The sequence below is a fragment of the Bacillus sp. A260 genome, from assembly GCF_009861435.1.
GTDB classification, from domain to species: Bacteria; Bacillota; Bacilli; order Bacillales; family Bacillaceae_G; genus Bacillus_A; species Bacillus_A cereus.
The window spans coordinates 4670808-4685243 of record NZ_CP046398.1 but is presented as its reverse complement, the minus strand read 5'-3'; the positions used below and the strand labels follow the sequence as shown (position 1 = coordinate 4685243).

The window sequence follows — 14436 nt, the reverse complement described above, 5'->3', positions numbered from 1 at the left end:
AGTTGTAATGGCTATTGAATGGGTAAAAGAAGGCAATTACGAAGATATTATTTATTCAACATACAATGGTATCGCAAAGATTTCGATTAACCGCCCTGAAGTACATAATGCATTCCGTCCTAAAACGGTAATGGAGTTAATCGACGCTTTTGCACAAGCTCGTGATGATGCAAATGTTGGCGTTATCATTTTAACAGGTGAAGGTGGACGTGCATTCTGTTCTGGCGGCGACCAAAAAGTTCGCGGTCATGGTGGATATGTAGGTGACGACCAAATCCCTCGTTTAAACGTATTAGACTTACAACGTCTAATTCGCGCAATTCCTAAACCAGTTATCGCAATGGTAGCAGGTTATGCAATCGGTGGTGGACACGTACTTCATATCGTATGTGACTTAACAATCGCTGCAGACAACGCTGTATTCGGACAAACAGGTCCTAAAGTAGGAAGCTTTGACGGTGGATACGGAGCTGGTTACTTAGCTCGTATGGTAGGCCACAAGAAAGCTCGCGAAATTTGGTACCTATGCCGTCAATACAACGCTCAAGAAGCACTTGATATGGGCTTAGTAAACACTGTAGTACCATTAGAAGAGCTTGAAGCAGAAACAGTACAATGGGCACAAGAAATTTTAGCAAACAGCCCAATGGCACTTCGTTTCCTAAAAGCTGCATTCAACGCAGACACAGACGGTCTAGCTGGTATTCAACAACTAGCTGGAGATGCAACGTTATTGTACTACACAACTGACGAAGCAAAAGAAGGTCGTGACGCATTCAAAGAAAAACGCAGTCCGGACTTCGGTCAATTCCCTCGTTTCCCTTGATCAAACCAAAAGCGGAAGCGGCTTGCTTAGAACAAGAGGGCGTTGGAACTCCTGACGTAGAGGCGCTTTTTGCCTCGTAGGAAGGCGTGAAACGACCGACTGTTCTAGCCGCTGTAGCTGGATGAAACCAAAAGCGAAAGCAGCCACCGAGCATTCTAGCTGCTGTAGCTGGATAAGACCAAACCGGAAACAAAACAACTAAGAGACTTGATATCATATCAAGTCTCTTTCTTTCATGAAAGGAGAATGAATGATGGAGACGATGCCAAATTGGTTAATGCAACGTGCATTTTTAACACCAGATCGCACTGCAATTGAAATAGAGGAAGAGAAAGTTACTTTTATGGAGCTGCATGAAAAAGTAGTATCTGTTTGTGAACACCTCACGCATGTTGGAGTGGAGCGAGGGCAAAAGGTGGCTGTTCTGATGAAAAATGGTATGGAGATGATTACAGTTATTCACGCCCTATCTTATGTAGGTGCAGTAGCTGTGCTTTTAAATACGCGTCTTTCAAGAGAAGAGCTACTTTGGCAAATGGATGATGCTGAAGTTGTTTGTTTAGTAACGGATCAAGATTTTGATGCTAAAGATGTTCCTGTTTATTCATTAGCCGAAGTGATGAATGGACCAAAAGAGGAAGCCTCTATACAAGAAGAGTTTTCTTTAGAAGAAGCGATGACAATTATTTATACGTCTGGGACGACAGGCAAACCGAAAGGCGTTATTTTAACGTACGGCAATCATTGGGCAAGCGCAGTCGGTTCGTCGCTTAATTTAGGACTTCGTGATGATGATTGTTGGTTAGCCTGCATGCCGATGTTCCATGTTGGCGGGCTATCTCTTTTAATGAAAAACATTATGTATGGCATGCGTATTTTACTTGTTCCGAAATATGATGCTGATTTTATTCATAAAGCACTTCAAACGAGAGGAGTAACAATTATTTCTGTCGTTTCTAAAATGTTAACTGATTTATTAGAGCGACTTGGGGCAGAGACATATCCATCTTCTTTACGATGCATATTACTTGGCGGAGGACCAGCGCCAAAACCACTATTAGAAGCATGTGTAGAAAAAGGAATTCCTGTATATCAAACGTACGGTATGACAGAAACATCTTCGCAAATTTGTACGTTATCCGCAGATTACATGTTAACGAAAGTAGGATCAGCTGGAAAACCACTATTTCAGTGCCAACTTCGTATTGAAAAAGATGGCGTAGTAGTGCCACCATTTGCGGAAGGTGAGATTGTAGTAAAAGGACCGAACGTAACAGGCGGTTACTTTAACCGTGAAGATGCGACGCGAGAGACTATTCAAAACGGATGGCTTCATACTGGCGACCTCGGTTATTTAGACGAAGAAGGGTTTTTATACGTATTAGATCGCCGCAGTGATTTAATTATTTCTGGCGGAGAGAATATATACCCAGCTCAAATTGAAGAAGTGTTACTCTCCCATCCGGCAGTAGCGGAAGCTGGCGTTGTCGGCATGGCTGACGATAAATGGGGACAAGTACCAGCTGCTTTTGTTGTGAAAAGCGGGGCGGTAACAGAAGAAGAAATTCTTCATTTTTGCGAGGAGAAGTTAGCGAAATATAAAGTGCCGAAGAAAGCATGTTTCTTAAAGGAATTACCACGTAACGCTTCGAAAAAATTGTTAAGACGAGAGTTAAGACAATTAGTGGAGGAGATGTAGGTGGAAATAAAAAAAGCGACACTGTATATAACGGAAATGCCACTCGTAATCCCGTTTGCTGCAAGCTACGGGACTTACGAAAAGCGTGAGAGTATCGTTATTGAATTAGAGGATAAGGACGGGTACATCGGATTTGGGGAAGTCGTTGCATTCTCTGAACCGTGGTATACGGAAGAAACGGTGAAGACAGCGCTGCATGTACTGCAAGACTTTTTAATACCTGATTTATTAAAGGCTGAAATTTCTCATCCGAATGAGGTACCGGGTCTATTTCAACATATAAAAAGAAACCGAATGGCAAAAGCCGGAATAGAGGGGGCTGTTTGGAATTTATATGCGAAGCGTCAAAAGAAATCGCTAGCGACAGTACTTGGCGGAACTAGTCATGAAATTGAAGTCGGCGTTGTAATTGGCCTTAATACGATTCCAGTTATGTTAAAACAAATCGAGAAGTACGCAGAAGAAGGATACGAGCGCTTTAAAGTGAAAATAAAGCCAGAGCATGATTACGAATTATTGAAAGAGATTCGTAAAGAGTTCCCAGGTATCCCGTTAATGGCTGATGCAAACTCAGCATATACATTAGGGGATACGGAGAGGCTGAAACGACTAGATGAATTCCAATTAATGATGATTGAACAACCGTTAGCGGATTACGATTTTCTTGATCACGCGGAATTGCAAAAGAAAATTGAAACGCCGATTTGTTTAGATGAAAGTATTCATAGTTTAGAAGATGCACGCGTTGCGATTACGCTTGGCAGCTGCCAAATTGTGAACATTAAACCAGGGCGAGTGGGCGGATTAACAGAATCAATCCAAATCCATAATTATTGTATGGAACATAACGTACCCGTTTGGTGCGGTGGTATGGTAGAGATGGGGATTTCACGAGCGCAAAATGTTGCTCTTGCGTCATTGCCTAACTTTACGATTCCAGGAGATATATCTGCTTCTAGTAGACATTGGGAGCAGGATATTATTTGGCCGGAAGTGATGCTTGAGGGCGGGAAAGTGATGGTGCCGCAAAGCGTTGATGCTGAGTATGAAGTAGATCGCGGAAGATTGGAAGAAATTACGAAGCAGCGGATTGTGTTTGAGCGGTAAATGGAAGTTTCATTAGGATGCCCGCAAATAGCGAGAGGATTTTGTCGTTCATTGTCGGTAAGTCGATATATTTCAATAATTGCTGATATAATTTGAGTTACGGTCGATATAATTGGAAAATCGCTGATATAATTTTATTTACCAAGGTTACTCTAACGAGTAGCCTTTTTGTATTGTACAAATTGGATAGACTAGTTTACAATCGAGCGTATAAAAATGGAATGAAAAAGGGGGAGTAAAATGAAGCGCATTTCAATTTTAATAGCGGATGATGAGGCAGAAATTGCTGATTTAATTGAGATACATTTAGAAAAAGAAGGGTACCACGTCGTGAAAGCAGCTGATGGAGAAGAGGCAATTCATATTATTGAAACGCAGCCAATCGACTTGGTAATTTTAGATATTATGATGCCGAAAATGGATGGGTATGAGGTGACGCGTCAAATTCGCACGAAACATCATATGCCGATTATTTTTTTAAGCGCGAAAACTTCGGACTTTGATAAGGTGACAGGTCTTGTACTAGGCGCGGATGATTATATGACGAAGCCTTTCACACCGATTGAATTAGTTGCACGTGTAAATGCACAACTGCGTAGGTTTTTTACGTTAAATCAACCGAAAGTAGCGGAGAGTAAATCTGCTTTAGAAATAGGCGGAGTCGTAATTAATCCCGAGCGTAGGACGGTTGATGTATATGGTGAGCAAATTGAATTAACGCCGAAAGAGTTTGATATTTTATATTTATTAGCGAGTCATCCGAAGAAAGTGTACAATGTAGAAAATATTTTTCAGCACGTATGGGCAGACGATTATTATGAAGGTGGAAATACAGTAATGGTACATATTCGTACGTTGCGGAAGAAACTTGGAGAAGATAAAAGAAAGGATAAATTAATAAAAACAGTGTGGGGAGTAGGTTATACTTTTAATGGCTAATATGATGAAAAGTTTTCGATTTAAAATGATTGCCTTATTTGCGTTAAGTATGGTACTTGCAGCAACTGTAACTTATATAATTTATAAAGGATTGCAGCTGTATTATAAAACGATGGTTCGCTACGAAGAGCCTTTAGCACAATTTAGGTCAATGGTAAGGGAATTTGGAGACATTAATTTCTTTTTAATTTTCTTTATTCCGTTATCTATTATCTTTTTCTTCTTTTTGACAAAACCGTATTTAAAATACTTTGATGAAATTTCTAATGGGATTCATCATCTTGCGAACGGTAACTTTACGAATAAAGTTCAAGTTTCATCAAATGATGAGTTTGGAAATATCGCGCGTGAAATAAATGTTGCAAGTGAAAAGTTAAAAGAAGCTGTTGAAAGAGGAGACTTTGCTGAAAGTAGTAAAGATCAGCTTGTTGTGAATTTAGCTCATGATTTAAGAACACCATTAACATCCGTGTTAGGATATTTAGATTTAATTCTTAAAGATGAAAATTTAACAAAAGAACAAATTAAACATTTCTCCACAATTGCATATACAAAATCGCAAAGACTGGAAAGTTTAATTGATGAGCTATTTGAAATTACACGTATGAATTATGGCATGCTAAAGCTGGATAAAAAGCCGATTGATATAAGTGAGTTGCTTATACAGTTAGAGGAGGAATTGTATCCGTTATTAGAAAAACATCATTTAGAAGCTAGATTGAATGTGGCTCCTCATTTACCGATGCACGGTGATGGAAAATTGTTAGCTAGAGTATTTGAAAACTTGTTAACAAATGCCGTTCGTTACGGCTATGATGGACAATTTGTTGATATGAATGGGTATGTTGATAATGGAGAAGTTGTCGTACAAATTATGAATTACGGAGATAGCATCCCGGAAGAAGATTTACCGTATCTTTTTGATATGTTCTATACAGGTGATAAAGCAAGAACTGAGAACCGTGGCGGGACAGGCCTTGGACTATTTATTGCGAAAAATATTGTCGAGCAACATAACGGTACAATTTCTGCTGAGAGCAATGTAGTTAGAACGATATTTGAAGTACGATTGCCAAAAGACGAGAATGTAACAATTTAATAAAAATTTAAACTTTACCCCACTTTTTATTTTAATAGTTTTTTCTATTCTATACGTAAGTTACGTTAAGGAGGAACTAGAAATGAAAAAGTGGGTATTTATTTCTTTTTTTATAGTATGCACAGTATGTGTAGGCGTTTATATATCACCGTTATTTCAAAAGGAAATCGACGTTAAAATTGTCGGGAAAGATGAGCTAGTAAAGGCGGCAAACACCGATGGGAAAGAGATTACGAAGGAACAAATTTATAAGGGCGATTTATTATTAGTTAACAGGGATTACCCAGTAAAAAAAGATAGTATTAGGTCTGATATTATAAATGTAAATCATAATAGTGAATTAGTGAGAGGCTATGTAATATTTGATAGAAATCTTCGTTTATCAAAGGATGTTGTGAAAAAGTTTTTGAACGTTGTCGATGCGGCTGGAAAAGAAAGTGTTAACCATTTTTTGATTAGTAGTGGCTATAGAGATTTCCAAGAGCAAAAACAGCTATATGAAAAAATGGGATCTGATTATGCACTTCCAGCAGGATACAGTGAACATAACTTAGGATTATCACTGGACATTGGGTCTACTCAAAAGAAAATGGAGAAAGCGCCTGAAGGAAAATGGATTGAAGAGAACGTATGGAAGCATGGCTTTGTATTACGTTATCCGAAAAATAAAAGTAACATTACAGGCATTCAATATGAGCCATGGCATATACGTTATGTAGGCTTACCTCATAGCGCAATTATGCAAAAAAAGAATTTCACACTAGAGGAATATTTAGGGTTTTTAAAAGAGGAAAAAGAGATTTCAACTGAAGTCGAAGGTAAGAAATATACTGTTTCTTATTATAAAGTTTCTGAGAATATGAAAGTGAACGTTCCAGCAAACAAGCAGTATGAAATTTCCGGGAACAATATGGATGGGGTTATTGTGACGGTTCAGGAATAGAAAAAGAGGTTGTTCTGTTTGGAGCAACCTCTTCGTATATATAAGAAAGGGATTGATGTTTTTTGTCGATAAATCGATATTCTTTGTCGAATCGTTGATATATTGTGAGTTACGGTAGATATAATTGAAAAATCGTTGATATAATTTCCTATACTATTAGCATTTTGGAGGAGCATCTTTTTATTTGCTCTTAAACATTATAACGTTATATTTACTTCTCCCTTTTTTTGTGTTACGCTAAACGTGTGAAAGAGATATAAAAATGAAACTTTAATGTAAGCGTATTCTTATGGCTTCTTATAGAAAAGGGTGGAAGTACAATGACAGAACGATTCGTACTACGTAATGTGAAACGTGTGAACGGGGAAGAGATTGACATTGTAATTGAAAATAATAAAATCGCACAGGTGACGAAAGCTGGTGCTGGTGAGGGTGGAAAGGTTCTTGATTGCTCTGGTACTTACGTATCGAGTGGCTGGATTGATTTACACGTTCATGCTTTTCCAGAGTTTGATCCGTATGGCGATGAAGTGGATGAAATTGGCGTTAAGCAAGGGGTAACGACAATTGTTGATGCGGGTAGCTGCGGAGCTGATCGCATTGCAGATTTAGTAAAAAGTAGAGAACAGGCAAAGACAAATTTATTTGCCTTTTTAAATATTTCTCGCATCGGTTTGAAACGAATTGATGAATTATCCAATATGGAATGGATAGATAAAGAGAAAGTGATAGAAGCAGTAGAAAAGTATAAAGATGTAATCGTTGGGTTAAAGGCGAGAATGAGTAAAAGCGTCGTTTGTGATAGTGGAATTGAACCGCTGCATGTAGCGCGCTCTTTATCCCGTGAAACATCATTACCGATTATGGTACATATCGGTTCAGCGCCTCCTCGCATTGAGGAAGTTGTACCTCTTTTAGAAAAAGATGATGTTATTACACATTACTTAAACGGGAAAGAAAATAATTTATTTGATGAAGAAGGAAAACCGCTACCTGTGTTACTAGATGCAGTGAATCGCGGCGTACATTTAGATGTTGGTCATGGTAATGCTAGTTTTTCTTTTAAAGTAGCAGAGGCGGCGAAGCGTCACGGTATTGCCTTTCATACAATTAGTACAGATATTTACCGAAAGAATCGTATACACGGTCCAGTATATAGTATGGCTCACGTTCTTTCGAAATTCCTTTACTTAGGTTATCCGCTAGAAGAAGTGATTGATGCGGTTACGAAAAATGCGGCAGAGTGGCTTAAGAAACCAGAGCTTGGCCGTATTCAAGAAGGAGATATTGCAAACTTAACTTTATTTACGGTTAAAGATGAGAAGGTTACGTTAATTGATTCAGAAGGGGATCAGCGCATTGCTGAAAGAAGGATTGATACGAAAGGGGTTGTAATTAATGGGTCATTCATTGAATGCTAAGTACGGATTAAAAAGAGTAATTAATGCGAGCGGTAGAATGAGTATTTTAGGTGTATCTGCTCCTACAGATACAGTAATGGATGCGATGAAACATGGTGGACAAAATTATGTGGAAATTGCTGATTTAGTAGATAAAGCAGGAGACCATATTGCGAGAATTCTAGATTCAGAGGCAGCGGTCGTTGTGAATTCAGCATCGAGCGGAATTGCGCTTTCTATCGCTGGTATCGTTACAGAAGGAAATCGCCGTAAAAGTGAAAGACTTCATCAAGAAGTAATCGCGAAAAACGAAGTGATTATGTTAAAAGGTCATAACGTTCAATACGGTGCTCCTGTTGAAACGATGATTTACTTAGGCGGCGGTAAACTTGTAGAAGTTGGCTATGCAAATGAAGGGAAAGCAGAGCATATTGAAGATGCAATTGGTGAAAATACAGCAGCGATTCTGTATGTGAAATCACATCATGCAGTGCAAAAAAATATGATTTCTGTTGAAGAAGCATGGGAAGTTGCGCAGCGAAATAAAGTACCGCTTATCGTGGATGCAGCAGCTGAAGAAGACATTCAAAAATATGTGAAGTATTCAGATCTTGCTATTTATAGCGGTTCAAAGGCAATTGAAGGACCTACTTCTGGTATTGTGGGCGGTAAAAGAAAGTATATTGAATGGCTGAAAGTGCAATTACATTGTATCGGAAGAAGCATGAAAGTTGGGAAAGAAACAACTTTTGGTTTACTTCAAGCACTTGATGAGTACGGAGTAAAAGAAGATAAGAGCGAGCAAGAAAAAGAATTGCTAAAAGTACTTATGCCGCTAAAAGAATTAAATGGTGTAAATGTAACGATCGTTCAAGATGAAGCTGGAAGAGCAATCTTTAGAGCACGTATTCATATTAACGAAAAAGAGTTAAATAAATCGGCAAAAGACGTTGTGGCTGCATTACGCGACGGGGAAATTGCAATTTACACACGTGATTACGGAGTAAGACAAGGGTTCTTTGATATCGATCCACGTCCACTTCAAGGTGATGACATACATGTAATTGAAGAAAAAATGAGAGAAATTGTAGGGGGAAACTAAAATGACAAACATTCAAAAACGTTTTTATAAAGGCCGCGTAGCATTAAATGTATTGGCAAACAATATAGAAAATGCGAAAGATATTTTTGAAGCAGCAGAAGGTTATGTAGTAGTGGGAGTGTTATCAAAAGACTATCCAACAGTAGAAGAAGCTGTTACAGCTATGAAAGCATATGGAAAAGAAATTGATGACGCTGTATCAATCGGACTAGGCGCAGGAGATAATCGCCAAGCGGCAGTTGTGGCTGAAATTGCGAAGCATTATCCTGGTAGCCATATTAACCAAGTGTTTCCTTCAGTTGGAGCGACACGTGCAAATCTTGGCGAAAAAGATAGCTGGATTAATAGTTTAGTATCGCCAACAGGAAAAGTAGGTTACGTAAATATTTCTACTGGCCCAATTAGTGCGGCTGGAGAAGAAAAAGCAATCGTTCCAATTAAAACAGCGATTGCACTTGTACGTGATATGGGCGGAAATTCATTGAAGTACTTCCCGATGAAAGGGCTAGCCCATGAAGAAGAATATCGCGCAGTTGCGAAAGCTTGTGCGGAAGAAGGATTCGCATTAGAGCCAACAGGCGGAATTGATAAAGAAAACTTCGAAACAATTGTACGTATTGCGCTTGAGGCAAATGTAGAGCAAGTTATCCCGCACGTGTACTCTTCTATTATTGATAAAGAAACTGGTAACACGAAAGTAGAAGATGTGCGTGAATTATTAGCAGTCGTGAAGAAGCTAGTTGATCAATATGCGTAAGAAAATTGCAGCGTTCGGCGAAGTAATGATGCGCCTGCAAGTACCTGGATATGAATTGTTGTCGCAAGCTAACACGTTAAATTACTCATTTTCAGGTACAGGTGTGAACGTTGTAGCGGCACTTTCTCACTTAGGGCATGAAGGGCTTCTTATTTCAACTTTACCGGAAAATTCGGTTGGAGATGCAGCTGTATCTTACATTCAAAAGTTAGGAATTCAAACTTCTCTTGTTTCAAGAGGTGGTAAATATGTAGGTATGTATTTTTTAGAAAATGGATTCGGTGCACGTGCAAGCCGCGTTACGTATTCGAATCGACTAGAAAGTAGCTTCAATACGGCGTCTGAAGAGATATACCAATTTGAAGAAATTGCTAAGGAAATTGATATCGTTCATTTTTGCGGTATTACACTTGCGATGAATGATACGGTGCGCCATCATATGAAGTCTTTAGCGAGAGCAGTTAAAGAAAACGGAGGAACCGTCGTTTTTGATTGTAATTATCGTCCATCACTTTGGGGAGAAGACGGATATGAACAGGCAAAACCGCATTATGAAGAAATGCTGGGACTTGCTGATATCGTTATGATGAACGAAAAAGATGCAATGTTTGTTTTAGGAATAAAAACCGAAGAAACGGAGCGTGAGGCACAGCTGCTGGATCTCATTCCAAAGGTAGCTGAAACGTATCATATCGCTACAATTGCTGGTACTCATCGCTCTATTAACAGTGATAATACACATTCGCTTCGCGGGTTTATATGTAAAGATGGAACGTTCACTTTTGCAAAAACACTTACGTTTTCTGTATATGATAGAATAGGTGCTGGAGATGCTTATACGAGCGGAATTATTCATGGCGAGATAAAGGAGTTCGCACCAGAGAAAGCTGTTTCATTTGCGTCAGCAGCTGGAATGCTAGCACATACAATCGTCGGTGATACGCCAATGTCATCAGAGAAGGATATACTTCGGGCAATGACGGCATCAGTAGGTGATGTAGAAAGGTAGTGGGTGTAACGGTGAACGTAACGAGAAAAAAAGGACCATTATATTTGCAAATAAAAAATATTATTCGTGATCGAATATTGCATGGTGTATATGCCATTCATACGAATATCCCTTCCGAACCGCAGTTAGAAGAAGAGTTCAAAGTGAGTAAAATTACAGTGCGAAATGCGATTAAAGAACTCGCTCAAGAAGGATATTTGGAAAAGAAAAGCGGTAAAGGAACGAAAGTCATCCGCAATACTTCTGCGACAAAACTGTCAAAGGGTAAGAAATTTACTGAAGTGTTAGTGGAAGAAGGATATAAAGTACAGAAGAAATTGCTAAAAGCAGAAATTGTGCAGAATGAAGAAGGAACAGTGCCATTTCGATTATTCGGTAAGGAGAGTTTTCGTATTGAACGTTTATATACGTTAAATGATGCACCGTACATTCATTATACGCACTATTTCTCAGCAGGAATGGCAAGTTCAGATTTATCGGATTTTGACTTGCAATCGCTTTATGATTTAGTTGAAGACCGAGGTATTCATTTAGAAAACTTCAGAGATGAATTCGCTGTTGGACTCGCGCCTAGTTTCGTTGCAGAAGCGCTAGGTGAAAAAGAGGGGACAGCGCTATTAAAACGCATGCGTTATTCTTACGATGAAGTTGGCGAAGTAATTGAATATAGCGAAGGCTACTACAATACAGAAATGCAGCATTATGTAGTGAATTATGACGTATAAAAAAGAGGGGATTTTCCCTCTTTTTTTATAAAGTAAGGAGAATGGGAGATGGATATATACTTATTAATCGTCACGTTACTTGCAATTGCGATTGTTATTTTAGGGGTATCATGGTGGAAATGGCATGCATTTATTAGTTTAACAGTTGCGAGTTTGTTTTTAGCTATCATGTCTGGACTGAACTTAACGAAAATAGTGACTGCCTATGAAACTGGTGTTGGTAGTGTACTAGGGCATTTAGTTGGTATTTTAGCTCTCGGAACAATTTTAGGGAAAATGATGTCCGATTCAGGGGCCGGTATGCAAGTGGCAGATTTCTTTATTCGATTTTTCGGTGTAAAGAAACTACCTTGGGCTATGTTATTTGCAGGATTTGTTATAGGGATTCCAGTGTTTTTTGAAGTGGGGATCGTCATTTTATTACCACTTGTTATTTCCATTCGAAAAACGACGAAGCAAAATATATTATTAATTGCGTTACCTGTCATTGCAGGATTATCTATTGTTCACGGGCTCGTGCCTCCGCATCCAGGGGCGATGACAGCAATCGGTATTTATAACGCGAACTTAGGAAAGGTACTTTTATATTCATTAATTATCGCGTTACCAACAGCCATTATCGCAGGACCGATATTTGCAAAGTGGGTACATAAAAGGGTGATACCTGAAAATGAACCAGAGCTTATTCGGGTTACGACTGTCTCAACTGATTTGCCAAGTCGTAAAGTTTCATTCTTTATTATTTTACTACCAGTTGTATTGATGATTTTATCAGTAGTTGCACCATATATTTCATTACCGAAAAAATTGACTGAATTTTTCGTGTTTATAGGAAGTCCAGTAATCGCCTTACTTATTTCATGTTTCGCAGCATTTTATTTACTTGGTATCAAACAAGGTATTAATAAAAAGATGATTAAAAAATTAACAGATGAAAGTTTATTGCCTGTCGGTTCTATTATTTTAATAATTGGTGCAGGCGGTGGATTTAAACAAATATTAATTGAAAGTGGCGTTGGAACAGCTATTGCACAAATGGCAGAACATATTTCGTTATCACCAATCGTATTAGCTTTCATGGTAGCTGGTTTAATTCGAATTGCAACAGGTTCAGCGACAGTAGCATTAACGACAGCAGCAGGGATTGTTTCACCAGTTATTCAGCACATGTCTGGTGTGAATTTAGAGCTTCTCGTTATTGCAACCGGTGCAGGTTCATTAATGTTTTCTCACGTAAATGATGCAGGGTTCTGGCTTGTAAAAGAGTATTTAGGTTTGACGGTGAAGGAAACGTTTAAAACGTGGACGATACTCGAGACATTGTTATCATTTATTGCATTTGGTTTTGCTCTTTTGTTGAATATGTTTCTTTAGGAGAGGAGATCAGATTTAAACGAATAAAACCTACAGAGGAAATGTAATTTCTCTGTAGGTTTTATTCGTTTTTTGTGCTTTCTATTACTTAATGGAACGGACATACTGATCTTCTCCATCGTCTTTGACAAAGACTCCTAGCTCATTCAAATCTTTGCGTAAATGCTTCTTTTTTTTAGAGTTTCCTTCTCGAAGGGCATTGCGTCTTTCATACAAAATAGTATTTATGCTTTTATTAAATCGCTCATCCTCTAATTTCCATAAGCTATACTCATGTTTATAAGGATCTTGTTCCACCCAGGGGAAGCCGTGCATTAAGAAAGTATCTTTAATTTTGCTTGGGGTAATGTCAGATGTTTCACGTAACCATTCTCGGTCTTCTTGATCAATGATAACCACTTGACGCTTATCTACAAAAACGGCTTTTACATTTAATCTGGTGATTTGTTTCTTTTGATCGTCCTTATTTACGTGAATGCTTTCCGAAGTAATGTTCATTTTTAAAGCTTCACTATAAATAATTAAAGAAAATAAAATTCCTGCAATAACACCAATTAGCATGAGGATAATAGGAAGCCAGAAGGGATTAATAAAATTTAAAAGTTCTATAATTTTTGAATCAGAAAAGAGAGGAATCTTTTTTATAATCTCTATTAATTTAGGTGAAAAATATCCAATAACGCCTAAAAGGATTGGACTTACTATAGCAAGTAATTTTTCTAAAAAACCTAATCCAATGACAGATGCCTTTTTCATGTGTAGTTCATCCTTTCATATATATTTTTTTAATCAAGGCATGTTTTAAACAGTGAGTTTCTTCACCATTTTTATGAGCTCATCTGAGTAATTTTCTATGGATATAGATGAATTTGCCTTCAGCATTCTTTCTTCGATTGCTCCTAAAATAAATGAAGCTAATGTGTCGGTTTGGAAAGAATCGGAAAACACGCCATTTTGTTGACCAGTCTTCAAAATATCTAATAACATCGTTCTAAGGGCATCCTCCTCTTCGTCTTCGATTCTGTAATAAGGAACGTTCTCTTCATTTCTTGCATTAAAGACAATCTCAATTAAGGCAATATTATTTTTGTAATGAGTTTCTTGATAAGCCAAATGCGCTTCAATAAAAGCCTCTAGTTTATTTATTTCAGATTGAGCTAATAGCACTCGATTACTAATAAATTCATGTTGCTTGGCAACTAAAAATTGTAATGTGCGATTCATAAGGTAAAGCTTATCATTAAAATGATAAGAAATAAGTCCGGTACTAATCTTAGCCTTTTTTGCCACCTTCGTTAAGCTTAAGTTGTTATATCCAACCTCTTCTAATGTATCAATACATGCAAGAATAATTTGTTCACGCCTAGCCTCTGCAATAAAAGAATCAGTCATGCTATTCAACTCCTAATTTATATAATTTGAATGTATAATCAAAAAATTGATTGGTCGTTCAATT

General features: G+C 38.0%; 14 protein-coding genes. 12 read left to right on the top strand and 2 right to left on the bottom strand.

Annotated elements, in window-relative coordinates; all coding sequences use genetic code 11:
- The first annotated feature begins 7 nt into the window (after nucleotides 1–7).
- The 12 genes from menB (at nucleotide 8) to gntP (ending at nucleotide 12980) form a co-directional block, all read left to right on the top strand.
- Nucleotides 8–826, top strand: a complete 819-nt coding sequence (gene menB / locus GD442_RS23835) for a 1,4-dihydroxy-2-naphthoyl-CoA synthase (RefSeq protein WP_000963881.1) — start codon at nucleotides 8–10, stop codon at nucleotides 824–826.
- A gap of 253 nt (nucleotides 827–1079) precedes the next feature.
- Nucleotides 1080–2525 carry an o-succinylbenzoate--CoA ligase gene (locus GD442_RS23830; RefSeq protein WP_000449571.1) on the top strand — a complete coding sequence of 482 codons (1446 nt, stop codon included), beginning with the start codon at nucleotides 1080–1082 and terminating at the stop codon, nucleotides 2523–2525.
- Entirely contained in the window at nucleotides 2526–3632 is a 1107-nt protein-coding gene (gene menC, locus GD442_RS23825) for an o-succinylbenzoate synthase (protein ID WP_086401997.1), read from the top strand.
- 240 nt (nucleotides 3633–3872) lie between these two features.
- Nucleotides 3873–4571, top strand: a complete 699-nt coding sequence (locus GD442_RS23820) for a response regulator transcription factor (protein ID WP_000822487.1) — start codon at nucleotides 3873–3875, stop codon at nucleotides 4569–4571.
- Entirely contained in the window at nucleotides 4564–5670 is a 1107-nt protein-coding gene (locus tag GD442_RS23815; RefSeq protein ID WP_000002598.1) for a sensor histidine kinase, read from the top strand. Before GD442_RS23820 ends, GD442_RS23815 begins: the two co-directional genes overlap by 8 nt.
- Nucleotides 5671–5752: 82 nt before the next feature.
- Nucleotides 5753–6613 carry a D-Ala-D-Ala carboxypeptidase VanY gene (locus GD442_RS23810; RefSeq protein WP_000759407.1) on the top strand — a complete coding sequence of 287 codons (861 nt, stop codon included), beginning with the start codon at nucleotides 5753–5755 and terminating at the stop codon, nucleotides 6611–6613.
- A 320-nt stretch (nucleotides 6614–6933) separates the two neighbouring features.
- Nucleotides 6934–8034, top strand: coding sequence for an amidohydrolase/deacetylase family metallohydrolase (locus GD442_RS23805; protein WP_000139930.1), 1101 nt, complete (start codon nucleotides 6934–6936; stop codon nucleotides 8032–8034).
- Nucleotides 8012–9115, top strand: coding sequence for a DgaE family pyridoxal phosphate-dependent ammonia lyase (locus tag GD442_RS23800; protein ID WP_086401996.1), 1104 nt, complete (start codon nucleotides 8012–8014; stop codon nucleotides 9113–9115). The genes GD442_RS23805 and GD442_RS23800 overlap by 23 nt, the downstream gene beginning before the upstream one ends.
- A 1-nt stretch (nucleotide 9116) precedes the next feature.
- Nucleotides 9117–9872, top strand: coding sequence for a 2-dehydro-3-deoxy-phosphogluconate aldolase (dagF, locus tag GD442_RS23795; RefSeq protein WP_000181907.1), 756 nt, complete (start codon nucleotides 9117–9119; stop codon nucleotides 9870–9872).
- Nucleotides 9865–10881, top strand: coding sequence for a sugar kinase (locus GD442_RS23790; protein ID WP_098213920.1), 1017 nt, complete (start codon nucleotides 9865–9867; stop codon nucleotides 10879–10881). The genes dagF and GD442_RS23790 overlap by 8 nt, the downstream gene beginning before the upstream one ends.
- A complete protein-coding gene (locus GD442_RS23785) occupies nucleotides 10881–11606 on the top strand; it encodes a GntR family transcriptional regulator (protein ID WP_000539278.1) in 726 nt (241 codons plus the stop codon). Before GD442_RS23790 ends, GD442_RS23785 begins: the two co-directional genes overlap by 1 nt.
- Nucleotides 11607–11654: 48 nt before the next feature.
- The gene (gene gntP, locus GD442_RS23780) at nucleotides 11655–12980 is read left to right on the top strand and encodes a gluconate permease GntP (protein WP_086401994.1); all 1326 of its coding nucleotides are present in this window, start codon (nucleotides 11655–11657) and stop codon (nucleotides 12978–12980) included.
- An 84-nt stretch (nucleotides 12981–13064) separates the two neighbouring features.
- Here gntP and GD442_RS23775 read toward each other — a convergent pair whose 3' ends face one another.
- Both GD442_RS23775 and GD442_RS23770 read right to left on the bottom strand, forming a co-directional pair.
- Entirely contained in the window at nucleotides 13065–13736 is a 672-nt protein-coding gene (locus tag GD442_RS23775; RefSeq protein ID WP_000710354.1) for a YqeB family protein, read from the bottom strand.
- A gap of 45 nt (nucleotides 13737–13781) precedes the next feature.
- Entirely contained in the window at nucleotides 13782–14372 is a 591-nt protein-coding gene (locus tag GD442_RS23770) for a TetR/AcrR family transcriptional regulator (protein WP_063548889.1), read from the bottom strand.
- Nucleotides 14373–14436: the final 64 nt, after the last annotated feature.

Coding starts and splice junctions, on each gene's coding strand:
- menB (WP_000963881.1), top strand. CDS start 8: ATGGCTATTGAATGGGTAAAAGAAGGCAATTACGAAGATATTATTTAT.
- GD442_RS23830 (WP_000449571.1), top strand. CDS start 1,080: ATGGAGACGATGCCAAATTGGTTAATGCAACGTGCATTTTTAACACCA.
- GD442_RS23820 (WP_000822487.1), top strand. CDS start 3,873: ATGAAGCGCATTTCAATTTTAATAGCGGATGATGAGGCAGAAATTGCT.
- GD442_RS23815 (WP_000002598.1), top strand. CDS start 4,564: ATGGCTAATATGATGAAAAGTTTTCGATTTAAAATGATTGCCTTATTT.
- GD442_RS23810 (WP_000759407.1), top strand. CDS start 5,753: ATGAAAAAGTGGGTATTTATTTCTTTTTTTATAGTATGCACAGTATGT.
- GD442_RS23805 (WP_000139930.1), top strand. CDS start 6,934: ATGACAGAACGATTCGTACTACGTAATGTGAAACGTGTGAACGGGGAA.
- GD442_RS23800 (WP_086401996.1), top strand. CDS start 8,012: ATGGGTCATTCATTGAATGCTAAGTACGGATTAAAAAGAGTAATTAAT.
- dagF (WP_000181907.1), top strand. CDS start 9,117: ATGACAAACATTCAAAAACGTTTTTATAAAGGCCGCGTAGCATTAAAT.
- GD442_RS23790 (WP_098213920.1), top strand. CDS start 9,865: ATGCGTAAGAAAATTGCAGCGTTCGGCGAAGTAATGATGCGCCTGCAA.
- gntP (WP_086401994.1), top strand. CDS start 11,655: ATGGATATATACTTATTAATCGTCACGTTACTTGCAATTGCGATTGTT.
- GD442_RS23775 (WP_000710354.1), bottom strand. CDS start 13,736: ATGAAAAAGGCATCTGTCATTGGATTAGGTTTTTTAGAAAAATTACTT.
- GD442_RS23770 (WP_063548889.1), bottom strand. CDS start 14,372: ATGACTGATTCTTTTATTGCAGAGGCTAGGCGTGAACAAATTATTCTT.